The following is a 22,491-nucleotide window of genomic DNA, read 5'->3' on the forward strand; positions in this document are numbered from 1 at the left end:
GAGTGTCCGCCTTTCCCCCTGCTCCTGAGGGAGGACGTATGCCCCGAATCACCGTCACTGTCGACGGTATCCAGTACGAGGAGGACGTCGAGCCGCGACTCCTGCTCGTCCATCTACTACGAGAACGCCTGGGCAAGACCGGCACCCCGATCGGTTGCGACACCAGCAACTGCGGCGCCTGCACGGTCATGATCGACGGCAAGAGCGCCAAGAGCTGCTCGGTGCTCGCCGTCCAGGCAGACGGCTGCGACGTCGTCACGATCGAGGGTCTGGGCGCCAACGGCTCGCTGCACCCGATGCAGCAGGCCTTCCATGAAGAGCACGCGCTGCAGTGCGGCTACTGCACGCCCGGCATGGTCATGGCCGCGATAGACCTGCTCAGGGAAGATCCGGATCCGTCGGAGGAGACGATCAGACAGGGGCTGGAGGGCAACCTCTGCCGCTGCACCGGATACTGCAACATCGTGCGCGCCGTACGCAGGGGCGCGCAGGAGATGGGTCAGGCGGTGAGCACGCCATGACCACGCAGGAAGTAGGCAGGCCGCGTAAGCGGAAAGAGGACGCCAGGCTGCTGACAGGGCGCACGCAGTGGACGGACAACCTCTCGCGGCCGGGCACGCTGCACGTGATGTTCCTGCGCAGCCCGATGGCGCACGCCAGGATCACCAGGATCGACGTGTCGGGGGCACGCGGCCTGCCGGGGGTGGTGGCGGCCTTCAGCGGCCGGGACTTCGAGGCGGAGCAGGGCAGCCTGCCGTGCGCGTGGCCGCGCAGCGGCGACACGGTCGTCCCCGATCATCCGCCGATGGCGGTCTCGGAGGTGCGTTACGTCGGCGAGGCGGTGGCCTGCGTGGTGGCCACCGACCGCTACCGCGCCGCGGACGCCCTGGAGGCGATCGAGGTCGACTACGAGCAGTTGCCCGCGGTGCTCGACATGAACGAGGCGCTCGGCGACTCGGCCGCCAAGGTGCACGAGTCGGGCAACAGGGCGTTCACGTTCCGGTCGACCTCGGGTGACCTGGAGGCGGCGTTCAGGGACGCGCCGGTGGTCATCGACCGCACGTTCGTGCAGCAGCGGCTGATCCCGAGCGCGATGGAGCCGCGGGCGGTGTTGTGCGACACCGACGGCGACATGATCACGATGTGGACGTCCACCCAGATCCCGCACATCCTGCGCACCATGCTGGCGCTGGTGACCGGCGTCGCCGAGCACAAGCTGCGCGTGGTCGCGCCCGACGTGGGCGGCGGCTTCGGCTCGAAGCTGCAGGTGACCGCGGAGGAGGTGCTGTGCCTGCTGCTGGCGCGCAGGCTGGGCAGGCCGGTGAAGTGGGCGGAGTCGCGTACGGAGGGCAACCTGACGGTGCACCACGGCCGCGACCAGATCCAGCACCTCAGGCTGGCGGCCGACAGCGACGGCCGGATCCGGGGGCTGCAGGTGGAGCTGCTGGCCGACATGGGCGCCTACCTGGTGCTGCTGACGCCGGCGGTGCCGCTGCTCGGGGCGCAGATGTTCAACGCCATCTACAAGATGGACGCCTACGAGTTCGCCTGCACGGGCGTGTTCACCACGAAGATGCCGACGGACGCCTACCGGGGCGCGGGGCGGCCCGAGGCCACGTTCGGCATCGAGCGGATGATGGACGAGCTGGCGGCCGAGCTGCGGATGGACCCGCTGGAGGTGCGGCGGCGCAACTGGATCAAGCACGAGGAGTTCCCGTACACGACGATCTCGGGCCTGACCTACGACTCGGGCAACTACGAGGCGGCGACGGACCGGGCGATGGCCCTGTTCGGCTACGACAAGCTGCGCGCGGAGCAGAACGACCGGCGTGACAGGGGCGACCCCGTCCAGCTCGGCATCGGCGTCAGCACGTACACGGAGATGTGCGGGCTGGGCCCGTCGCGGTGGTTCGGCAGCAACAACGCGGGAGCGGGCGGCTGGGAGCACGGCTCGGTGCGGGTGCTGGCCACGGGCAAGGTCGAGGTCGTCACCGGCAGCTCGCCGCACGGGCAGGGTCACGTGACGGCGTGGAGCCAGATCGTGGCGGACGCGCTCGGCGTGCCGTTCGAGGACGTCACGGTGCTGCACGGCGACACGGCGATCTCGCCGAAGGGCCTGGACACCTACGGCTCGCGCTCGCTGACGATCGGCGGCATCGCGGTGCTGAAGGCGTGCGACAAGGTCAGGGACAAGGCCCGCAAGCTGGCCGCGCACCTGCTCGAATGCTCGCCGGACGACCTGGAGTTCGAGGCGGGCGCGTTCAAGGTGCGGGGCACCGAGTCGCAGACGACCATCCAGGAGCTGGCGCTGGCCGCGTTCGCGGCGCACAACCTGCCCGACGGGGTGGAGGCGAGGCTCGACTCCGACGTCACCTTCGACCCGGAGAACTTCTCCTTCCCGCACGGCACGCACCTGTGCGCCGTGGAGGTGGACACCGAGACGGGCATGGTGAAGATCCGCTCGTACGTGGCGGTGGACGACGTCGGCAAGGTCGTCAACCCGCTGATCGTGGACGGCCAGTTGCACGGCGGCATCGCCCAGGGTGTCGCGCAGGCGCTGTTCGAGGAGGCCGTGTACGACGCCGAAGGCAACCTGCTGACCGCCACGATGGCCGACTACCTGCTCCCGTCGGCCGCGGACCTGCCGGACTTCGCGCTCGACAGGACCGAGTCCCCGGCGACCAGCAACCCGCTGGGCGTCAAGGGCGTGGGCGAGGCGGGCACGATCGCCTCGACCCCGGCCGTGGTGAACGCGGTCGTGGACGCGTTGCGCCCGCGCGGCGTCAACGACGTCCAGATGCCCTGCACGCCGGAGCGTGTCTGGAGAGCCCTGGAAGGAGCCGGGCAATGATCCCCGCGCAGTTCGACTACGTGCGGCCCGCGTCGCTGGCCGAGGCGTGCCAGGAGCTCGGCTCGGACGAGGACGCCAAGGTCCTGGCGGGCGGGCAGTCGCTGCTGCCGTTCCTGCGGCTGCGGCTGGCGTACCCGTCGAAGCTGGTGGACGTCGGCCGGCTGGCCGACCTGAAGGGCGTGCACGACCGCGGCGACCACGTCTACATCGGCGCGATGGCCACGCACGACGAGGTCATGCGCTCCCCTGTGGTGACGGCGGGCTGCCCGCTGGTGGCGCTGGCTGCGGCGCAGGTGGCCGATCCGGCGATCAGACACCGGGGCACGTTCGGCGGCTCGCTGGCGCACGCGGACCCGGCGGGCGACCTGCCGGCCGTGGTGCTGGCGCTGGACGCCGTGTTCGTGGCCGCCTCGGCGGGCGGCGAGCGGGAGATCCCGGCGGCGGAGTTCTTCGTCGACTACCTGGAGTCGTCGCTGCGGCAGGGCGAGATCCTGGCCGGGGTGCGCATCCCGAAGCTGGGCCAGGGCTGGGGCTTCCACTACGAGAAGTTCCACCGGACGGCGCAGGCGTGGGCGATCGTCGGCGTGGCGGCGGCGGTCAGGCGTTCGAACGGCTCGATCGCCGAAGCCAGGATCGGGCTGACGAACATGGGCTCGACGCCGCTGCGGGCGAGTGCCGCCGAGGCGGCGCTGCAGGGCGCTGAGCTGGGTGACCAGGTGCGCCAGGCGTGCGCGGAGGCGGCGGCGGACACCTCGCCGCCGGCGGATCTGCACGCCCAGCCGGACTACCGCCGGCATCTGGCCAAGGTGCTGACGGACCGCGCGGTACGGGCGGCGGCCGGAGCACTCTGATCTGTGTCGGGGGTGCCTCTTCCGGGGCGCCCCCGACCCGTCGTAGGGTCACTGGCATCGGAGAAGGAGCGGATCGATGGCGATGCGGTTCGAGCACGAGTTCACTGTTCCCGTACCGATCGAGCAGGCCTGGGCCGTGTTGCTCGATGTCGAGCGGGTCGCGCCGTGCCTGCCCGGGGCGACGCTGGACATCTTCGAGGGCGACGAGTTCACCGGCAGAATGAAGGTCAAGGTCGGCCCGATCACGGTCACCTATCGCGGCACCGCCAAGTTCGAGGACGTGGACAAGGACTCCTTCTCGCTCACCATCCAGGCGTCGGGCAAGGAGGCCAGGGGCTCCGGCACGGCCTCCGCCACGGTCAAGGCGCACCTGGAGCCGCGTGACGAGGCCACGCTGGTGACGGTGGAGACGTCGTTCAACGTGACCGGCAGGCCCGCCCAGTTCGGGCGGGGCGTGATGGCCGAGGTCGGCGGCAGGCTCATCGAGAAGTTCGCGGCGAACCTGGCGGAGCTGCTCTCGGAGCCCACGGTGGAGCCGGTGGCTCCCGTCCAGAGCGAGCAGGAGGAGCAGCCCGGCTCCGCTCAGGAGCAGGACGTCCGGCCGGCGGGCACGCTGCGGACGTCGCGCTCGCCCGACGAGGAGGCGCTCGACCTGCTGGAGATCGCCGGGCAGCCGCTGCTGAAGCGGCTGGCGCCCATCGCGGGCGGCATAGCGGCAATCCTTGTCCTCATTTGGGTTATACGTCGCCTTATGCGCTGATTTTCGGCAAATACTCCCTAAAGTCCGGACGCTTCCCCGCCGCTCGGGGAAGTGTCTCCTCCGCTGGGGAACTAGGGGGAGGACTTGGGGGATGCCGGACGTCACCGTTGTCGTCATCACCTACAACGACGCGGAGCGCCTGCCCAGAGCGGTGCGCTCCGTGCTCCGGCAGTCGCTGCGCGACCTGGAGGTGATCATCTCCGACGACGCCAGCACGGACGGCACGCCGGAGGTGGCCCGGCGGCTCGCGCGGGCCGACCCGCGCGTGCGGTACCTGCGTTCGCCCGTCAACAGCGGCGGCTGCGGGGCGCCGCGCAACGACGGGATCGACGCGGCGAGCGCGCCGTACGTGATGTTCCTCGACAGCGACGACGAGCTGCCCAGGCACGCGTGCAAGAGCCTGCTCACCGAGATCGAGCGGACCGGCGCCGACTTCGTGTCGGGGCAGATCTCGCGCCTGTTCGAGCCGAGCGGGCGGCTGCGGCCGTACTACCCGTCGCTGTTCGAGCGGCGGCGGGTGGTCGAGGGCATCAGGCAGGAGCCCGAGCTGTTCCTCGACAGCTTCAGCACCAACAAGCTCTACAGCGTGGCCTTCCTGCGCGAGCGCGCGCTGCGCTTCCCCGAGGACATCCACTACGAGGACCACGTCTTCGCCGCCGAGCTGTACGCGGTGACGCGCAGGTTCGCGATCGTGCCCTGGACGGTCTACCACTGGCACCGGGCCCCCACGAACGACTCGATCTCGCTGAGCATCGACGACCTGGCGAACGTGCGGCAGCGGGTGATCGCGGCCCGCCTGAGCGACGACCTCCTGCGCGAGCACGGCGCCGCCGACCTGGTGCCGCACAGGCAGTACCGCTTCCTCCGCCAGGACCTGCGGGTCTACCTCAACCCGCTGCCGCTGCGTGACGCGGTGTGGGTCAAGGAGTTCGCCGCGATCGTGCGGCCGTACCTGGAGGAGATCCCCGACGAGGTGTTCCGGCGCGTCGATCCGCTCGACCGGGTCTGCTGCCAGCTCATCCTGGACGACAGGACCGAGGACCTGCGGATGGCGGCGGGCGCGCTGACCGGCCCGCGAGCCGTCCCCAGGGCCGCCGTGCAGCTCGACGGGCGCACGTACTGGGGCACGTCCGTCTCCCCTGGCCTGGACATCACCGCGCTGCGGCTGGCCGAGCTGCCCTTCAGCGCCTCCAGGCTGCGGCACGAGGTCGCCGCGCTGTCCTCGGACGGCGAGCGGGTGCGGATGACCGTGCGCACCTACGACCCGTTCGGCGCGCTGCCGGTGAACTGGACGGCGTTCCTGCGGCTCGGCAAGGAGCGCATCCCGATCTCGCCTGAGCCGTCGGGCGAGGGCGGGTACGTCACCACGGTCACGTTCACCCCCAAGGGCAGGTGCGACCCGCGCATCGGCTTCACCAGGACCTCCGACGGGCACACCACGACCGACCGGATCATCGCCGATCCGCACACCGAGCCGATCGAGTTGCCCGGGTGCACGGTCAGGACCGAGGGGTACGCGGCGTACCTGACCGTGCGCCCCGGCCCGGCTCCCCGCTCGGTGTGGCGGCGGGTCAGGCGGCGGCTGTTCGAACGGCTCAGCACGCCCGCGAACAAGCTGCGCGCGTACAAGGCGCTGATCAGGGTGCTGCCCCCGCGCGGGAACCTGGCGCTGTTCGAGTCGGACGTCGGCAAGGGGTACAACGGCAGCCCCCGGGCCATCTACGAGGAGATCAGGCGGCGCGGCCTGCCCATCGAGGCCGTCTGGTCGGTGGCCAAGGGCCGCGGCAACTTCCCCGCCGACGCGCGCCTGGTGCGCCGGGGAAGCTGGCGCTACGTCTGGACCATGGCCAGGGCCGGCATCTGGGTCGACAGCCACGGCTTCCCGCTCGACTATCCCAAGCCGCGCGGCACCCGCTACCTGCAGACGTGGCACGGGCAGGGCATCAAGTCGATCGGCTTCGACGCGCCCGACCTGCGCGGCGACTTCGACGGGCCGCGCGCCCGGTGGCGGGCCGCCGTGGCGCGGTGGGACGCGCTGGTGTCGCCGAGCGCGGAGTTCTCGCGGGTGTTCCTGCCCTCCAACGGGTACGCGGGCAAGGTGTACCGGTGCGGGACGCCCCGGTGCGACGCGCTCGTCCTGGCCAGGCAGACCGGCGACGTGCGGCGGCGGCTGGAGGTGCCGCCGGGCCGGCGGGTCCTGCTGTACGCGCCCACCTACCGTGACAGGGCCAAGCACAGCGGCAAGTCCGTGCGGGTGGACCTGGAGCTGCTGGCCGAGGAGCTGGCCGACGACTGGGTGGTGGTGCTGCGCACGCATCCGGTGGAACGCTACCGGCCGCCCGAGCACCTGCGGCACTTCGTCAGGGACGCCGGGTCCTACCCCGAGATCAACGACCTGATGCTGGCCTCGGACGCGCTGCTGACCGACTACTCCTCGGTGATGTGCGACTACGCGCTGACGGGCAAGCCGATGGTGTTCTTCATCGACGACTGGGACGACTACCGGCTCTCCGAGCGCGGCGTCTACCACGACCTGCCCGCCATCGCGCCTGGCCCGTGCGTGACGACGACCGGGGACCTGGTGGAGACGCTGCGCGCGCTGCCCGCCGTGCACGAGGCCTACGCCGAGCGGTACGCGGCCTTCCGCGACCTGTGGTGCGCCGACGAGCAGGGCGACGCCGCGGCCAGGATCGTGACCGACTTCTTCGAGGGGGCCGCGCGATGACCGTCGTGTTCACCTGCCTGGACGCCGACACGCTCGGCGGCGTCCAGCAGGTCACCCACACCCTCGCCCAGGGGCTGGCGCGGCGCGGCCACGAGGTGCACGTGATCGGCCTGCAGCGGGCCGCCGCGCCGTTCCGGTACGTGCCGCGCCCGCTCTACCACCACCACGTGCTCAGCAACCGCCCGGCGGGCGCGGGCGGCCTGGCGCGGCGGCGGGCCGACCGGCGGCTCAGGTCGCTGCTGGACGGGATCGGGCCCGGCTACGCGGTGCTGACCTCGCCGTCCGTGGTGGCCAGGGCGGCGCGGCTGCTGCCCGGCTCGCTGCGGCCGATCGGCCAGTACCACGGCTCCTACGACCACGCCCGCGACTGCTGGCACCTGGCGTCGATCAGGCGCCACTACCCGGAGCTCGACCAGGCGGTCTTCCTGAGCGAGGAGGACGCCAGGCTGTTCTCCGAGCACGCGCTGCTGCCCAACGCGAGCGCGCTGCCGAACCCGCTGGCCGGCTGGCCGGAGGCGATGTCGGTGCTGGAGTCGCCGCGGGTGCTGGGGGTGGGGCGGCTGGAAGGGGTCAAGCGCTTCGACCGGCTCATCACCGCGTTCGCCAGGTCGGGCGCGCCCGAGCCGTGGGAGCTGCACCTCGTCGGGGACGGCGGGGAGCTGGACCGGCTGCGCGCGCACGCGGCGCGGGAGGGGGTGGCCGATCGGGTGGTGTTCCGCGGCCGGGTGCCCGCCGCCGCGATGCCCGCGGAGTATCTCGCCGCCTCCGTCGTGGGGCTGACCAGCGACTACGAGGGGTTGCCCGTGGTGTTGCTGGAGTCGGCGGCGCACGGGGTGCCCGCGGTGGCCTTCGACGTGTCGGGGGGTGTGCGGTCGGCCGGGCCTGTGCTGGTGCCACCCGGGGACGTGGACGCGTTCGCGGCGGAGCTGGGGCGGCTGGTGGACGACGAGGAGGAGCGGCGCAGGCTGGGCGCGGACGCCCGCGCCCGCGCCGAGGCCTTCCGCCTGGAGCACGTGCTGGACCGCTGGGAGCTGCTGTTCGCGCATCTCGAACGCTGACTCCCGCTCGTTCTACGGTCACACGGGTTCGGTGAGCTCCTTGCGCTGCTGGGGGACACCGGCCATCGACCGCTGGCGGGCGGTGAGCAGCGCGGCGACCGGGCTGGGCTCGCGCAGCCGGTTGAACCGGTCCCGCACGCCCTTGCGCATCCGCGACGCCTTGCGCTTCTGCATCGTCTTCTGGCAGGCCACGACGTGCTCCTTGGCCGGCTTGGGCACGCCGGTCAGCTCGTAGCCCATGGACTCCAGCCGGTCACCCAGCATGTGCTCGCACAGCGCGATCTCCCAGTCGTCGAGCCGGGTCGCCCAGCTCCCGACGCGGCTGCGGGTGACCTCGCGGTGCGTGTTGCTGTGCCAGACCTTGTGCTGCGGCACGGCCACGCTGGCCGCCTCGCGCGGCGAGATCATGGACGGCGAGAAGTCCTCGTCCAGGAAGTGGCAGAGCTTCTTCAGCTCGGTCATCGGGTCGTCCGTGAGGTCCTCGTAGCGCAGCTCGTAGTAGGTGTCGGAGGGCAGCGTGCGCTTCAGCCTGCCGCCCGCGTCGATGGCCTCGGCCCAGGTGGAGACGGCGTGGAAGGAGTCGAGGGTGTACCAGGGCATCTCCTTCAGCGAGGCCACGCAGTCGCGGCCGTCCCTGATGAGGTGGATGAACTGGGCGTCGGGGAAGAGCCGCAGCAGCAGGTCCACCTGCTTGACGTAGCTGGGCCGCTTGTCGCCCCAGCGGGCCTTGTCGAAGCGGTCGGCGTACATGCGGAAGGCGGTGCCGATCACCGAGCCGAGCGAGCCGGGGCCCTCGACGGCCTGCCGGACGAACTCGTTCTTGTCGATCTTCAGCTCGCGGAACTTGGTGCTGCGGTCGGTGGCGATCCACTCCGCCAGGGCGCGGCGCCGCTGGGCGACCCGGAGGTCGCCCCACGTGCGGCGGCGGTAATAAGCGGGAACGAGGAAGCGCGTCTCCGGAGGCACCGCCATGCGGGGGTGCGAGTGGAGCATGAGCTGGAGCATCGTGGTGCCGGACCGCGGACATCCGATGACGAAGACTGGTCGGTCGGACATGTCGTACTAACCCCCGAAAATCTAGACGAGAACGTGCTCTCGGCTCTCCTGAGGCGAGCCCGCGCCGTGCCTGCGCGTGAAGAGCCACATCCGGTAGACAAGGAAGACTTCGTTGGCGAGCAGCAGGAGCCCCGACAACGCGGCGAGCGGGATCAGCGCCCATGCCCCCGCAAGGGGCGCGATCACGAAAACCGCCGCGTGGAACTCGATGCCGCTCACCAAGTGCGAACGGACGCGGTGGCGAGCCAGGAACCTGTTGAGCCGCCTGAAGAACCGGAAGAAGCCGCGCGCCCGGGGTGATCGGCCCACCCGCTCCGACTCCTGCCCGGGAAGGGGATCGGGCTCCGTGAGGGTGTCCGGGTCCAGCAGGGGATCCGCCTCCGTGAGATCCGTGAGGGCGTCCGGCTCCGTGAGGGTGTCCGGGCCCAGCCGCTCCTCCCTGACGGCCTCGCGCACGCGCTTCATCTGCGGCGCGTTCACGTACCTGAACAGGTCCAGGACGGCGACCGCCGCGCCGAGCACCACGTAGCTCACGTCGCCCGTCAGCGCGTACTGGCCGTAGGCGAGGCCTCCCGCGCACAGGACCACCCTGATCCGGTCGCCCACGTAGTCGAGCCAGAGACCGAACGGCGTCCCCGTGCCCTTGAGGCGGGCGATTTTGCCGTCCACGCAGTCGATCATGAAGCTCAGATAGAAGAAGCCTGCGCCCGCCATGAGCTGGTTCGTTGCGAAACAGGCGGCCGACACCGTGCCGAGGACCAGCGAGAACACCGTGAGTCCGTTGGGTGTCATCCGGGTGCGATTGGCGACGGGCAGTGCGACCCGGCAGGCGACCGGGTCCACGAAATACACGGTCCACCAGGAGTCTCTCCGCTTGCGTGTCTCGTAGACGTCATCCAGCGAATAGGTCCTCATGCCTCCCAGCATGACCACGCGACGCGCCGGAACGATTACTGTCTGGAACTACTGGGGGATGTCCATGCCGCTTCTTGACCAACCCGGCACGGAGAACCGCCACACCGGTCCCGTCTCGCCGTCCCTGCACCACGTCTTCAGGACGAGCCCGCGCATTTCGGCCCGCACCTGGAGCCGCCACGGGCCGCCGCCCTCCAGGCGCTGCGGATCGACGGTCGCCACGACGCCGTAACGCCCGCGCCGCCGCACCTCCAGCGGGACCCGGCGGTGGCCGTCGCCGAGCCACAGGCCGACCTTGGGGATCTTGCGATCGACGCGGTGCACGCCCACGTACGCGTGCAGGCGGTACTCGGCGCCCGTCCACTCGCAGGACTCCACCCTGGCGATCAGCTTCAGCTCCTCGCGGGCGTCGAACACCTCGTCGGGGATGCGCAGGCGGCGGTCGCGGAAGAACGGGTAGTCGCCGTACCAGTTCGTGGTGCGCAGGCCGCGCGGGCGCACGCGGGTGACGTCCTCGCGCCCGCGCCGGAACTCCCGCACCGTACGCAGCTCCGCGACCAGGCCACGCCTGAGCAGGTGCAGCTCCAGGCGGCGCAGCGACGGCGCCGAGTCCAGCACGTGCGGCCCCAGCTCGGCCAGCCAGGCGCGCCCCAGCTCCAGCAGCGCCCCCGCGTCGCCCTCGCAGCTCTCCAGCGCCTGGAACAGGAAGACGGTGTCCTTCTCCAGCACCAGCGCGTCGAAGCCGTCGAGCAGCTCGGGCGCGCGGTCGTCGAGGAAGGCGCGCACCGCGCGGATGGCCGCCAGCCGCTCGCTCAGGTTGGGCAGCTCCGAACGGCGCTGCGTGATCGAGGTCTCCCCCTCCTCCCGCTTGCGCCAGTGGTAGACGACCTCGCCCACCATGTCCACGCTGGTCGCCAGCACGTGGGCCTGCATGGCGACCGGCACGTCCTCGTAGATGCCCGCGGGGAAGGCCAGGCCCGCGCGTTCCCAGAAGTCACGGCGGTAGACCTTGTTCCACACCGTGCGGTCCCTGACCAGCACCTGCTTGTCGGTGATGTGCGTGCACAACTGCGGGCGCCTGAACACCTTCTCGTGCAGCACCGACTCCTCCAGCTCGCCGTCCACCAGCCGCCGCACCGCGCCGCACGCCAGGTCGGAGCCGGTCTCGGCGAGCTTCCCGACGAGCGTCTCGTACGCCTCCGGCGGCACCACGTCGTCGCCGTCCGCGAAGGCCAGGTACGTCCCCCGCGCGCGCCTGACCCCGTGGTTGCGCGCCGGCCCCGGCCCCAGGTTGCGCTGGCCGATCAGCACGAAGCGCTCGTCGCTGGCCGCGAAGTCCTCCGCGATGCGCCGGCTGCCGTCCACGGAGCCGTCGTCCACCAGGACCACCTCGAGGTCCTCCAGGGTCTGCGCGGCCAGCGACTTCAGGCACTCGGCGAGGTACGGCTCCACGTTGTAGATCGGGACGATGATGCTGAGCAGGGGGATCATGCCGGATTCGCTCCTTTGGCTGGGTACCGGGTCGAGGGCAGCATGCCTCGGCGGGCGGCCGGATTCCGTGCCCGATGACTGTCCCTGATGAGCTCTTTACCGGACGCGTAATCCGCTACGTTGTGCAAGAGATCAAGCACAAAGCGTAAGGGGGCAGCGTGCTGAGGGACGTCCAAGGCGATGATCTGGCGGACATGCGGCGCTGGCGCAACCACCCGCGCGTGCGCGCCGCCAGCTTCACCACGCACGAGATCTCGGAGGACGAGCATCTGCGCTGGTGGGCGGCCGTCCGCGCCGACCCGAGCAGGCGCGTGCTGATCTACGACCACCACGGCGTCGCCACGGGAGTGGTGACCTACTCCGACCTGACCCCGCAGAGCGCGACCTGGGGTTACTACCTCGACCTCTCCTCGCTGGAACGGGAGGGCAGCCTGCTGCGCGCCTGGATCGGGCTGGAGCGGGCGGCCGTCGGGCACGCCTTCGGCCCGCTCGGGCTGAGCACGCTGCGCGGCGAGGTCCTCGACGGCAACGAGCCGGTCATGCGGCTGCACAGGCGGTTCGGGTTCGTCGAGGTGAGCAGGCGCAGGCAGGTCGTCGACGGGGTGACGCGCGACGCCGTGACCTTCGAGATCAGGAAGGAAAGCCGATGATCTCCATCGGAGGACGGGCGATCGGGCCGGGGCATCCGCCGTTCGTCGTGGCCGAGCTGTCCGGCAACCACAACGGGAGCCTGGAGCGGGCGCTGGCGATCGTGGACGCGGTGGCCGAGGCGGGGGCGCACGCGCTGAAGCTGCAGACGTACACGCCCGACACGCTGACCATCGACTGCGACGCGCTGCCGTTCCGGCTGGGCGACGAGCACGAGCTGTGGGGCGGGGAGAGCCTCTACCAGCTCTTCGAGCGGGCCCACACGCCGTGGGCGTGGCACGAGCCGATCTTCGAGCGGGCCAGGGAGCGGGGGCTGATCCCGTTCTCCGCGCCGTTCGACGCGACGGCGGTGGAGCTGCTGGAGAAGCTGGACGCGCCGGCGTACAAGATCGCCTCTTCGGAGATCGTGGACCTGCCGCTGATCCGGCTGGCCGCCGGCACGGGCAAGCCGCTGATCATCTCCACCGGGATGGCGTCCGTCTCCGAGATCGAGGCCGCGGTGTCGGCGGCCCGCGCGGCCGGGTGCGCGCAGCTCGCCGTCCTGTCGTGCACGGCCAGCTACCCCGCCTCGCCCGCCGAGAGCAACCTGCGGGCGCTGCCGCTGCTGTCGGCGATCACGGGCGAGGTGGTGGGGCTGTCCGACCACACGCCGGGCATCGGCGCGGCGCTGGCCGCGGTGGCGCTGGGGGCCTGCGTGATCGAGAAGCACGTCACGCTCTCGCGGGCCGACGGCGGCGTGGACTCGGCCTTCTCGCTGGAGCCCACCGAGCTGGCGGCGCTCGTCGTGGAGAGCGCGCGGGCCTGGGAGTCGCTGGGCGAGCCGGTGATCGGGCCGCGGCCCTCCGAGCGGGAGGGGCTGCGCTTCCGCCGCTCCTTGTACGTGGTGCGCGACGTGAGCGCGGGCGAGCCCGTGACTCCGGAGAACGTGCGCTCGATCCGGCCGGCGGGAGGGCTGCCGCCGGACGCGGCGGCGGTGGTCATGGGGCGGCACTTCGCCCGCGACGTGCCCTTCGGCACGCCGCTGACCTGGGACCTGATCTAGCTAGCAGATGTCCAGCAGGGCGTCGGCGACGCGTTCCCGGCCCCTGCCGTCCACCAGGCCGCTCCCCCGCCGTCCGTGCTCCTCGCGGGCGGCGGGGTCGGCGAGCAGGCGGGCCAGCACGCAGGTGCCCGCCTCGTCCGCCGCGCCGCCCAGCCCCGCCGCGGCTCCCAGGGTCACCAGTTCCTCGTACCCGATGCGCTGGTTGTCCGCCACCCAGGTCAGCGCCGTGGGGACGCCGAGGTAAAGCAGCTCCCAGATCGCCGACCCGGCCGCCGTCACCACCAGGTCGGCCCCGGCCATCAGCTCGGGCAGCCGGTTCGTCGGCGGGATGACGGTGATGGGCCCGCCCGCCTCGAACGGCGCCGGGCTGACGACCGTGCCGCGAAAGGGCCGCCCGGTGGCGGTGAGCGCCCGTGCCCACGCCGGGGCGACGCCGCCGCTGTCGGTGCCGCCGAAGAAGCACAGCACCTCGGGCACCTCGCCGCCGGCGGGCGCCCGGGTGTGCCGCCGCACGCTGTCGCGCAGCAGCGCGTACCCGGCTCCGGCGAGCCTTCTGGCGGGCAGCGGGAAGGGCCGCCGCTCGGCGCCGAGGTTCTGGTCGAGGTAGAGGTCGGCCTCCTGGCCCAGTGGGTCGCCGTCGACCAGGGCCAGAACCGCGAACCTGGCGTCCCGCAGCACCGCGCCGGTCTCGGCGGGCAGGTCGTAGGAGTCGAGCACCACCGCGTCCAGACGCAGCTCGCAGGCCAGCGCGGCGAGCCTGGCGGGCTCGGGCGGCGCGGGCACCAGCGGGAAGCCGCGCTCGCGAAGCTGCGCGCGCGCCCACTCGGAGCCGGACACGTCGCCGAGGAAGACCACCCCGACGTCGCGCGCGGCCAGCTCCTCGGCCAGCGCCACACAGCGCACCAGATGGCCCGCCCCGCTCCTCACCCCGGCATCGCAGCGGAAGCCCACCCGCGCGGGGTGCGCCGTCCCGATCACGCGTCCTGCAAGGCCTTCTGCCGGACGTGCGCGTTGAGCCCGCACACCTCGGGCCGCTCGCGCAGCCAGCCCACCAGGGTTCGCACCGGTACGCACCGATCGCCTAGCTCGGCCACCACGGCCGAGATCAGCCGCCAGTCGTCCTCGGTGTCGAGCGTGACCCGCAGGTCGTCGGCGGCCGGCCGGTAGGCCAGGCCGAGCAGCCGCGCGTCACCCGGCTGCTCGTAGAGGTAGGACGTGACGTGGGTGCGGTGGTAGCCGGTGGCCTCGGCGTCGGCGCGCTCGAACGCGGCCCGCCCGGCGAGCTCCACGTCGATGCCGCGCGGCAGCGTGCGGGCCAGGCTCGTGCTCAGGTAGTCGAGCCCGGGCACGGCGCGGAAGACCAGCGCCGCCTCCCTGATCACCTCAGGGTCCAGCAGCGGGCAGTCGGCGGTGAAGCGCATGACGGCATCCCATCGCCGCCCCGCCAGCACCTGCGCGAACCTGGTCAGCACGTCGTCGACCGGCCCCCGGTGGCAGGCGACGCCCAGCCGGTGGCATTCGGCGACGACGGCGTCGTCGGCAGGCTCGATGGTGGTGGCCACGACGAGGTCGTCCAGCGCTCCCGCTTCGCGCGCGGCGCGGACCACCCAGCCCAGTACAGACCGGTCACCCAGCTCTCGTAGCACCTTTCCGGGTAGACGTGTTGAGCCCATTCGGGCCTGAACAATTCCGACAATACGCACCGAAGCCCCATTCCCCCGTGTGACCGCGCGTGATTAGCCGATCGCGCTATGCTACCGCCTGCCACGACGACTACAGCGCCTTAGCGCGATTTCAGGGGGCCACGTGAGCATTCTCAGTGGATCGTCGATTCTGATCACCGGAGGAACGGGGTCCTTCGGCAAGGCTTTCATCCGTCACGCGCTCGACGCACTCGCCGTCCGGCGCCTGGTCATCTTCTCCCGCGACGAGCTCAAGCAGTACGAGACCAGGCAGCTCTTCGGCGACGACGAGCGGCTGCGCTGGTTCATCGGCGACATCCGCGACCGCGACCGGCTGACCCGCGCCATGCACGGCATCGACTACGTCGTCCACGCGGCAGCACTCAAGCAGGTCGACACCGCCGAGTACAACCCGTTCGAGTACGTCCGCACCAACGTGGCCGGCTCGCAGAACGTCGTGGAGGCCGCGATCGACTGCGGCGTGCGCAAGGTGGTCGCGCTCTCCACCGACAAGGCGTCCAGCCCGATCAACCTCTACGGGGCCACGAAGCTGGTCGCCGACAAGCTCTTCGTCTCCGCCAACCACTACGCCGCCGCCCACGAGACCCGTTTCTCCGTGGTCCGCTACGGCAATGTCGTCGGCAGCAGGGGCTCGGTCATCCCGCTGTTCCAGCGCCTCGCACAGCAGGGCAGCAGCCTGCCGATCACCGACAAGCGCATGACCAGGTTCTGGATCACACTGGAGCAGGCGGTCCGGTTCGTCGTCGACTCCTTCGACCTCATGCAGGGCGGCGAGCTGTACGTGCCGCGCATCCCCAGCATGCGCATCACCGACCTGGCCGAGGCGCTGGCCCCCAGCAGCTCGATCTACGAGATCGGGGTGCGGCCGGGCGAGAAGCTGCACGAGGAGATGATCGGCCCCGACGACGGCCGCAGGACACTGCGGCTGGAAGACCGCTTCGTCGTCCAGCCCACGATCGCGACCTGGGGCTACGTGCCGCCGCGCACCGGAGAGCTGCTGCCCGAGGGCTTCTCCTACCGCTCCGACACCAACGAGCAGTGGCTTTCTGTCGACGACCTGCGTGACATGGTGGCCGGCTGATGCTGCCCTACGGCCGCCAGTCCATCGACGCCTCCGACGTCGAGGCGGTCGCCGGGGTGCTGCGCGGCGACTGGCTGACGACCGGGCCCGCCGTCGGCCTGTTCGAGGCGGAGCTGGCCCGCTGGACGGGCGGCGTGCCCTGCGTGTCGGTCACGTCGGGCACCGCGGCGCTGCACGTCGCCTACGTGGCGGCCGGGGTCGGAGCGGGCGACGAGGTGATCACCTCGCCGCTGACGTTCGTGGCCACGACCGCCACGGCCGCGCTCCTGGGCGCCCGGGTGCGCTTCGCCGACGTGCAGCCCGACACCGGCAACCTCGACCCCGACGCCGCCGCCGCGCTGGTCACCCCGAGGACCCGGGCGGTCACGGCGGTCGACTACGCCGGCCATCCCGCCGACTACGACGAGCTGCGCGAGGTCACCGGCCGGGCCGGGGCGGTGCTGGTGGCCGACGCCGCGCACTCGATCGGGTCGGCGTACAAGGACCGGCCGGTGGGCTCGCTGGCCGACCTGACCACGCTCTCCTTCTTCCCCACCAAGACCGTGACGACGGCCGAGGGCGGCGCCGTGGCGGCGGCCGACCCCGCGCGGCTGCGGCGGGCCGCCCGGTTCAGGAACCACGGCCTGGTCAGGGAGCCCGCCGGGCAACGGCACACCGACGAGGGCGGCTGGCACCAGGAGGTGCACGAGTTCGGGCTCAACTACCGGCTGCCCGACGTGCTGTGCGCGCTCGGCGTCAGCCAGCTCCGCCGCCTGGAGCGCTTCCGCGAGCGGCGGGCCGAGCTGGTCGAGCGCTACCACGTCATGCTGCGCGACGTGCCCGGGCTGACGCTGCCCGCCCAGCGCGCGTACGTGCGGCCGAGCTGGCACCTCTACCCCGTCAGGGTCGGCGACGGGCGGCGGCGCGAGGTCTACGACCGCATGCGGGCCGCCGGGATCGGCGTGCAGGTCAACTACGTGCCCGCGTACTGGCACCCGGTGTTCGAGGACCTCGGCTACCGGCGCGGCCTGTGCCCCCAGGCGGAGGCGTACTACGCGCAGGAGCTGTCGCTACCGCTGTTCCCCGGCCTGACGGACGGCCAGCAGGAGCACGTGGTGGAGACGCTGGCGGGCATCCTCAGGTAGTCACCGTTCGGCCAGGAGCAGGCAGCCGTCCTCGCCGCGGTCGATGAGGAAGCGCCGCTCGTCCACCGTCGCCACCGCCCGCTGCCTGGTCCTGACGAGCGGCCGGATGGCGGTGCCCTGGTCGATCACCACCTCCCACCACGACTCGTGCCCCACGCGCTCGTCGATGTCGGCCAGCGGCACCCGCGCATGGAAGTCCTGCCCGGCCAGCGCCACGGGGAAGTACATCTCCTCGCCGTCGCTCCTGCGCTGCAGCCGCAGCACCGGCTCGCCGTCGCCGACGTCGCTCATCTCCCCGGAGAACAGCAGCTCGCCGCCGTCCACGCGGTAGTCGCCGATCACGGCGTCGGCGGTGCGCAGCCGTACGCCCCAGGCGCCCTTCGCGTTGCGCGCGGGCACCAGCCACACGCCCGACTTCCGGCGCGGCACCGGCATCAGCGGCGGCAGCCAGCGCGGCCCCGCCACCCGGCCGTCGAGCCGCAGGCCGTGCCCTCTGAGCTGCACCCTCAGGTCCCAGTGCCCGTGCCGGGCGAGCTGCGCCCGCGACAGCGTGCCCGGGTCGAACGCGAAGCGGAACGGGAACGCGTGCTCCGGCAGCCGCCCGCCGTCCTCCTGCTCGACGCTCTCCCAGACGGGCAGGCTCTCCTCGTCCGACAGCGGCACGACGTCGCCGGTGACCCGCTCCTGCAGATACGTCCGCACCCGCACCCGGCGCAGCTCGGCCACGTCGAACCGGCCCACGGCCACCCGCCCTGAGCCGTGCAGCACGCCGTCCTTCCAGTCGAGGCCGACCAGCCTGGTCTGCAGCGCCAGCTCGCCGGACACCTCCGACAGGTGGCCGGGCATCGACGGGTGGCGGCCGTACCAGCGCTTGCGCAGCAGCCCCGCCGAGCCGATCCTGGGCCGCAGCCGTCCGTCGCCCGCCTGGGCGTGCACGCCCGCCAGCTCGTCGAGGCGGCGCTCGTGCAGCAGGTGGACCAGGAGCCGCTGCTCGAACGGCAGGCTCTGCCAGGCCTCGCGGGACACGCCGTCGAGGTAGCGGACGGCCAGATCGACCAGGCCGGGGTCGGCCGAGCCGCCCATCTCGGCCAGCGCCTCCACGGCGACGGCCATGTCGATGTCCAGCGTGTCGCGGTCGAAGTCGGGCTTGAGCTTCGGCGCGCCGCAGGCCAGCAGGTCGGCCGTCTGCAGCACGGACAGCAGGCGGTCGCGCAGGTTGCCCGGCTCCAGGCGGCGCTGGGTGATCGAGGCGTCCGGCTCGTCGCGGTGCCGCCAGTGGTAGACCACCTTGGCCAGCACGTCCACGGTGCGGGCGCCGATGTGCGCGGCCATGGCCACGGGCTGGTCCTCGTACATGCGCTCGGGGAAGCTCAGGCCCAGGCGGTCCCAGAAGGAGCGGCGGTAGACCTTGTTCCACAACATGCGGTCGCGGATCAGCAGCGGGTGGCGGGTGATGTGGGTGCGCTTGGCGGGCCTGGCGAACGCCTCGCGGTGCGCCCACGAAGGGACGAGCAGGTTGCGGTAGAGGCGCATGACGTTGCCGCAGGCCAGGTCCGATCCGGTGTCCTCCAGGGAGGAGACCAGGCGGTCGAACGCGTCACGCGGGACGACGTCGTCGCCGTCCACGAAGGCGAGGTAGGCGCCGCCGGCGTGGCGCACGCCCACGTTGCGGGCGTGGCCCACCCCGTGGTTGTCCTGCCTGATGAGGGTGATCCGCGGGTCCTGCGCCAGTATCGACTCCACGACGGCCGGGCCGCCGTCGGCGCTGCCGTCGTCCACGCAGATCACCTCCAGCTCTGCCTGCGTCTGCGCCGCGATGGAGTCAAGGCAGGGCCCGATGTACTTCTCGACGTTGTGGAACGGGACGATCACCGAAAGAACCGGCACATGCACTCCTCATCGTTTCCTCAGCTCGATACCTCAGCCGGACAGCAGGCGGATGACACGGCGGGCGACCTTGCGGGGGCGGGCCAGACGGCGGGAGAGTCGGTAGCCGAGCGTCCTGCGGTAGGCGGTGGCCTTGCGCTGGGTCCTGCGCAGCTTGGCCTTGGCCCGCACCAGCTCGCGCTCGCGGTAGGAGAGCTTGGTCTCCAGGCGGGAGATCCTGGCCAGCGCCGCGGTGAGCTGGTCGGCCAGGCGGTCGCGGGCGGACAGCAGGTCGCGGTACGTCGGCGCGTGCTCGGTCAGCTCGGCGGGCTGGCCCAGCTCGGCGTCCAGCTTGCGGGCCCGGTCGAGGTCGCCGGGGTCGCACGGCCGCCCGGCCATGCCGCACAGGGTGAGCGTGAGCTGGTCGGCCTCCAGCGGCCACGGCCACGGATGGTGGTGACCCGCCGCCAGCAGCCTGACCGCGAACCGCCACAGGATCCTGCACAGCACGACCTGCGCCCCCGGCGGGACGGCCAGGCCCACCGGCGGGTTCACCGCGGCGAACCGCTCGCCGTCGTAGACCAGGCTGTCGGTCGCCGCCGACACGTCGCCGCCCGCGTCCAGCCAGTCGGCCAGGTCGGCGAGCAGCTCGCGCACGGTCGCGACGTCCTCGCGGGCGCACGCCTCGACGAGGATCTCCTCGACCACCCGGCCCGCCGGGATCGGCCGCTCCTGGCCGCCGGGCAGCCGCCTGGTGCCGCCGGCGGTCAGCTCGTACAGGGCCGGGCCCTCCTCGATGAGGCCCAGCGGCAACTCCACCGCCCGCGGCGACCCGTCCGGGCGGGGCGGCGCGTCCTGGCCGGGCGGCGCGTCCGGGCGGGGCAGCGCGTCCGGGCGGGGTGGCTTGGTCGCCACGGCCAGCCACAGCGGGGCCAGTTGCTCCCCCAGCCCGTGCCTGAACACCAGCCTGGTCAGCCGCAGCGGGTCGGCGACCAGCATCCGGTCGCCGTCCCTGGCGCTCAGCGGGAACGTGAGCGCCTCCGGCAGGTCGAACGCCAGCGCCTCCCTCGACAGCAGCGACCGCGGCGCGCGCCGGTCCGGGTAGGCCGCGTAGCAGCGCCGCAGGCTCAGCCGCGCCGACTCCAGCCCCAGGTCGAGCGCCTCGGGGCCGCTGGGGTAGCTCGGGTCGAAGCCGTGCGGCGCCCACTGGTCGTCGGCGCACTCCCTGTCGGCCGGCCTGGCCTCGATGAAGCGGTCCACGCCCAGGTCGTTGCGTACGCCGAGGACCAGCGTGCCGCCGGGCGCGACCAGGTCGGCCAGCGCGCCCAGCGACTCGCTCCAGGCCGCCGCCGGGGCCTCGGCCGAGTGGGTGCGCAGCAGCCCGTCCATGGCCAGCACCAGGTCGTACGGCTCGTCGGCGTCCAGCAGCTCCAGCCGCCCGCAGTACACCTCCAGACCCGGATGCCGGGCTCCCAGCGCGCACGCGTCAGGGTAGGAGCGCAGCAGCACGGCGGCCGAGTGCGCCCGCGCGACCACGTCGTCCACCAGCGCCCTCGGGTGCGGCCCGACCAGCAGCACCCGCCCGTCCTCCGGGATCGTCCGCCTGATCAGCTCCAGCGCCGCGCCACGCCACTCGGTGACGCCGCCCATGGCGGACATGTCCGACCACAGCAGCATCTCCCCGCCGATCAGCCGCACGTTCGCGGGCGCCTCGTCGCTCATGGGGCCCTTCATGCGGTGCGCACCCGCTTCCATCCGAACATTCGCCGTAGCTCCTCCGGTGTCGCCTGATACTCGAATCCCAGCTCGCGCCGCGCCACCTCCGCCGCCAGCCCGGGATCGACGTGCGTGCCGTGCAGCTCAGGCCAGAGCCGCTCGCGGCGGGCGGTGCCGCCGTACTCGGGACGTTCGTCCTCGAACTGCATCGGATCGCCGTAGACCGCCACGTCGCAGCCGACCGAGGCGCCGTAGAACAGCGCGCTGCCGAGCCGGTTGGAGGCCACCCTGCGGTGCCGCCGCAACTCGATGAGCTGCTTGCGCAGGAAGTCGCGGCCCTTTCCCTCCCAGCGGGATCCGCGCTCGCCATGGCAGATGACCCGGAAACCTCTCGATTCATACGAACGCCGAATGTCCGGATTTGCGTATTCAAGCCAATAAAGGCAGACCGTGACCGGACCCGTCTCGACATTTCGGATTTCGTCGGCAAGTCGGGCATGGTCGCCACTGACGGAATGCTTTTCCCAGCCGTGAAAGGGATACCAGATCGTACCCTCGCGGACCGGCCGCACGCCCAGCTCGGGCTCAAGGGAAAGAAGGTAGATCCACGGCGCGCCGATCAAGTAGTGACCCCGGCGGCCCATCGACCAGCCCCTGCGCCGCAGCACGTCCGACCAGACGAAACGGGGGTAACCGGGACTGCACCAGTGGTCGTTGGGGGGAAATCCGTGGAGATAGTTCCATCCGTGCTGAAGAAAACCCTGGATCCGCTTCGGTGCCTCGTCATGGAGGCCACAGTACTTGCCGAGTATGCGGGAGTGCCCGTACCAGTGATTGGATTCGTCCATCATTCCCCCCGTACGGTTGCCGTGGTCCCATCCGACATTCCCAGCCCTCCTCGGGGGTCACTCATCGTTATACGGTTCCATTACTCAGGACGGGGGCTTGGTTTTTCCTGGCGGGCAATTACCGCTACACTTCGTCGTGGCTTGAGGACAGAGAGTGAGTGATCATGAGTCATCTCGATCGCCTGCGGGCCGTCTTCCGCATGGCGCTCAACCTTCCGGCCGACGCCGACGTCGACGGCCTCGAATACCGCGCCATCCCACAGTGGGACTCCCTCGCGCACATGGCACTCATCGCGGCGATGGAGGACGAGTTCTCCATCATGATCGACACCGATGAGATGATCGACATGAGCTCGTTCGCCGAGGCGAGCGGGCTGCTGGAGAAGCATGGCATCGGCGCGGCCGCCCTCTGACCCGCCCGCCGGGGGCGGCGGCGCGGCACGCGTCGTGCTGGTGACGGGGTCTACCCGGGGCATCGGGCGGGCCGTGGGCGCGATGTTGGCAGCGTGCGGGTACACGGTCGTGGTGCATGGGCGGGACGAGGAGCGGGCGGCCAAGGTGGCGGCCGAGCTCGCCGCCGAGATCCCCATGCCCACTGACGCCAGCGCCGACGCCAGCGCCGGTGCCGGTGCGCACGCCGACGCCAGTGCCGGTGACAGTGCCGGTGCCGGGTCCGGGCCAGGTGCGGGAGCCGGAGCCGGGCACGGAGTCAGTGCCGGAGTCGGTGCCGCAGTCGGTCACAGTGCCGCTGCCGGA

The 22,491-nt window shown here is 71.7% G+C and carries 19 protein-coding genes and 1 pseudogene; 12 read left to right on the plus strand and 8 right to left on the minus strand.

All coding sequences use genetic code 11. The features are described 5' to 3' along the window. Positions 1–38: 38 nt before the first annotated feature. The 6 genes from ABD331_RS30760 (at position 39) to ABD331_RS30785 (ending at position 8,245) form a co-directional block, all read left to right on the plus strand. On the plus strand, positions 39–521 hold the full coding sequence (locus tag ABD331_RS30760; RefSeq protein WP_344482058.1) for a (2Fe-2S)-binding protein: 483 nt from the start codon (positions 39–41) through the stop codon (positions 519–521). Beyond that, positions 518–2,851, plus strand: a complete 2,334-nt coding sequence (locus ABD331_RS30765) for a xanthine dehydrogenase family protein molybdopterin-binding subunit (protein WP_344482061.1) — start codon at positions 518–520, stop codon at positions 2,849–2,851. The genes ABD331_RS30760 and ABD331_RS30765 overlap by 4 nt, the downstream gene beginning before the upstream one ends. After that, a complete protein-coding gene (locus ABD331_RS30770) occupies positions 2,848–3,702 on the plus strand; it encodes an FAD binding domain-containing protein (RefSeq protein ID WP_344482064.1) in 855 nt (284 codons plus the stop codon). Before ABD331_RS30765 ends, ABD331_RS30770 begins: the two co-directional genes overlap by 4 nt. 76 nt (positions 3,703–3,778) lie before the next feature. Further along, complete coding sequence (locus tag ABD331_RS30775) at positions 3,779–4,462, plus strand: SRPBCC family protein (RefSeq protein WP_344482067.1); 684 nt, start codon at positions 3,779–3,781, stop codon at positions 4,460–4,462. A 91-nt stretch (positions 4,463–4,553) separates the two neighbouring features. Beyond that, positions 4,554–7,187: a bifunctional glycosyltransferase/CDP-glycerol:glycerophosphate glycerophosphotransferase gene (locus ABD331_RS30780; RefSeq protein ID WP_344482069.1), complete on the plus strand. Its 2,634-nt coding sequence runs from the start codon at positions 4,554–4,556 to the stop codon at positions 7,185–7,187. Further along, positions 7,184–8,245 carry a glycosyltransferase gene (locus ABD331_RS30785; RefSeq protein ID WP_344482072.1) on the plus strand — a complete coding sequence of 354 codons (1,062 nt, stop codon included), beginning with the start codon at positions 7,184–7,186 and terminating at the stop codon, positions 8,243–8,245. The genes ABD331_RS30780 and ABD331_RS30785 overlap by 4 nt, the downstream gene beginning before the upstream one ends. 18 nt (positions 8,246–8,263) lie before the next feature. Here ABD331_RS30785 and ABD331_RS30790 read toward each other — a convergent pair whose 3' ends face one another. Genes ABD331_RS30790 through ABD331_RS30800 form a run of 3 tightly spaced genes read right to left on the minus strand, consistent with a single transcriptional unit; the run spans position 8,264 to position 11,707 of the window. Then, positions 8,264–9,301 carry a sulfotransferase family protein gene (locus ABD331_RS30790; protein ID WP_344482075.1) on the minus strand — a complete coding sequence of 346 codons (1,038 nt, stop codon included), beginning with the start codon at positions 9,299–9,301 and terminating at the stop codon, positions 8,264–8,266. A 21-nt stretch (positions 9,302–9,322) separates the two neighbouring features. Further along, positions 9,323–10,216, minus strand: a complete 894-nt coding sequence (locus ABD331_RS30795; protein WP_344482078.1) for a CDP-alcohol phosphatidyltransferase family protein — start codon at positions 10,214–10,216, stop codon at positions 9,323–9,325. Positions 10,217–10,264: 48 nt separating this feature from the next. Next, positions 10,265–11,707, minus strand: a complete 1,443-nt coding sequence (locus ABD331_RS30800; RefSeq protein ID WP_344482081.1) for a glycosyltransferase family 2 protein — start codon at positions 11,705–11,707, stop codon at positions 10,265–10,267. A gap of 158 nt (positions 11,708–11,865) precedes the next feature. Between ABD331_RS30800 and ABD331_RS30805 the strand changes: the two genes are divergently transcribed. Both ABD331_RS30805 and pseI read left to right on the plus strand, forming a co-directional pair. Next, positions 11,866–12,357 (plus strand): GNAT family N-acetyltransferase, encoded by a 492-nt coding sequence (locus ABD331_RS30805; protein ID WP_344482084.1) that lies wholly within the window; start codon positions 11,866–11,868, stop codon positions 12,355–12,357. Beyond that, positions 12,354–13,397, plus strand: coding sequence for a pseudaminic acid synthase (gene pseI / locus ABD331_RS30810; RefSeq protein ID WP_344482087.1), 1,044 nt, complete (start codon positions 12,354–12,356; stop codon positions 13,395–13,397). The genes ABD331_RS30805 and pseI overlap by 4 nt, the downstream gene beginning before the upstream one ends. On the opposite strand, the gene ABD331_RS30815 is transcribed toward pseI, so the two are convergent. Both ABD331_RS30815 and ABD331_RS30820 read right to left on the minus strand, forming a co-directional pair. Beyond that, on the minus strand, positions 13,398–14,375 hold the full coding sequence (locus ABD331_RS30815; protein ID WP_344482090.1) for a PseG/SpsG family protein: 978 nt from the start codon (positions 14,373–14,375) through the stop codon (positions 13,398–13,400). Then, positions 14,372–15,100 (minus strand): cytidylyltransferase domain-containing protein, encoded by a 729-nt coding sequence (locus tag ABD331_RS30820; RefSeq protein ID WP_344482093.1) that lies wholly within the window; start codon positions 15,098–15,100, stop codon positions 14,372–14,374. The genes ABD331_RS30815 and ABD331_RS30820 overlap by 4 nt, the downstream gene beginning before the upstream one ends. Positions 15,101–15,203: 103 nt before the next feature. On the opposite strand from ABD331_RS30820, the gene pseB reads away from it, so the two are divergent. Next, positions 15,204–16,181, plus strand: a complete 978-nt coding sequence (gene pseB / locus ABD331_RS30825; RefSeq protein ID WP_344482096.1) for a UDP-N-acetylglucosamine 4,6-dehydratase (inverting) — start codon at positions 15,204–15,206, stop codon at positions 16,179–16,181. Beyond that, on the plus strand, positions 16,181–17,305 hold the full coding sequence (locus tag ABD331_RS30830; RefSeq protein WP_344482099.1) for a DegT/DnrJ/EryC1/StrS family aminotransferase: 1,125 nt from the start codon (positions 16,181–16,183) through the stop codon (positions 17,303–17,305). The genes pseB and ABD331_RS30830 overlap by 1 nt, the downstream gene beginning before the upstream one ends. On the opposite strand, the gene ABD331_RS30835 is transcribed toward ABD331_RS30830, so the two are convergent. From ABD331_RS30835 to ABD331_RS30845, 3 genes are read right to left on the minus strand one after another with little or no spacing between them, the layout of a single operon-like run. Then, on the minus strand, positions 17,306–19,192 hold the full coding sequence (locus ABD331_RS30835; protein ID WP_344482102.1) for a glycosyltransferase: 1,887 nt from the start codon (positions 19,190–19,192) through the stop codon (positions 17,306–17,308). A 33-nt stretch (positions 19,193–19,225) separates the two neighbouring features. After that, entirely contained in the window at positions 19,226–20,893 is a 1,668-nt protein-coding gene (locus tag ABD331_RS30840; RefSeq protein WP_344482105.1) for a class I SAM-dependent methyltransferase, read from the minus strand. An 8-nt stretch (positions 20,894–20,901) separates the two neighbouring features. Next, complete coding sequence (locus tag ABD331_RS30845) at positions 20,902–21,735, minus strand: hypothetical protein (RefSeq protein WP_344482108.1); 834 nt, start codon at positions 21,733–21,735, stop codon at positions 20,902–20,904. A 164-nt stretch (positions 21,736–21,899) separates the two neighbouring features. On the opposite strand from ABD331_RS30845, the gene ABD331_RS30850 reads away from it, so the two are divergent. Then, positions 21,900–22,148, plus strand: coding sequence for an acyl carrier protein (locus tag ABD331_RS30850; protein WP_344482111.1), 249 nt, complete (start codon positions 21,900–21,902; stop codon positions 22,146–22,148). Further along, positions 22,123–22,329, plus strand: a pseudogene (locus ABD331_RS61045) (SDR family NAD(P)-dependent oxidoreductase); the annotation flags it as partial. The gene ABD331_RS30850 and the pseudogene ABD331_RS61045, both read left to right, overlap by 26 nt. Between the last annotated feature and the right edge of the window lie 162 nt (positions 22,330–22,491).

Source organism: Nonomuraea monospora (genome assembly GCF_039531895.1).
Taxonomy (GTDB): Bacteria; Actinomycetota; Actinomycetes; order Streptosporangiales; family Streptosporangiaceae; genus Nonomuraea; species Nonomuraea monospora.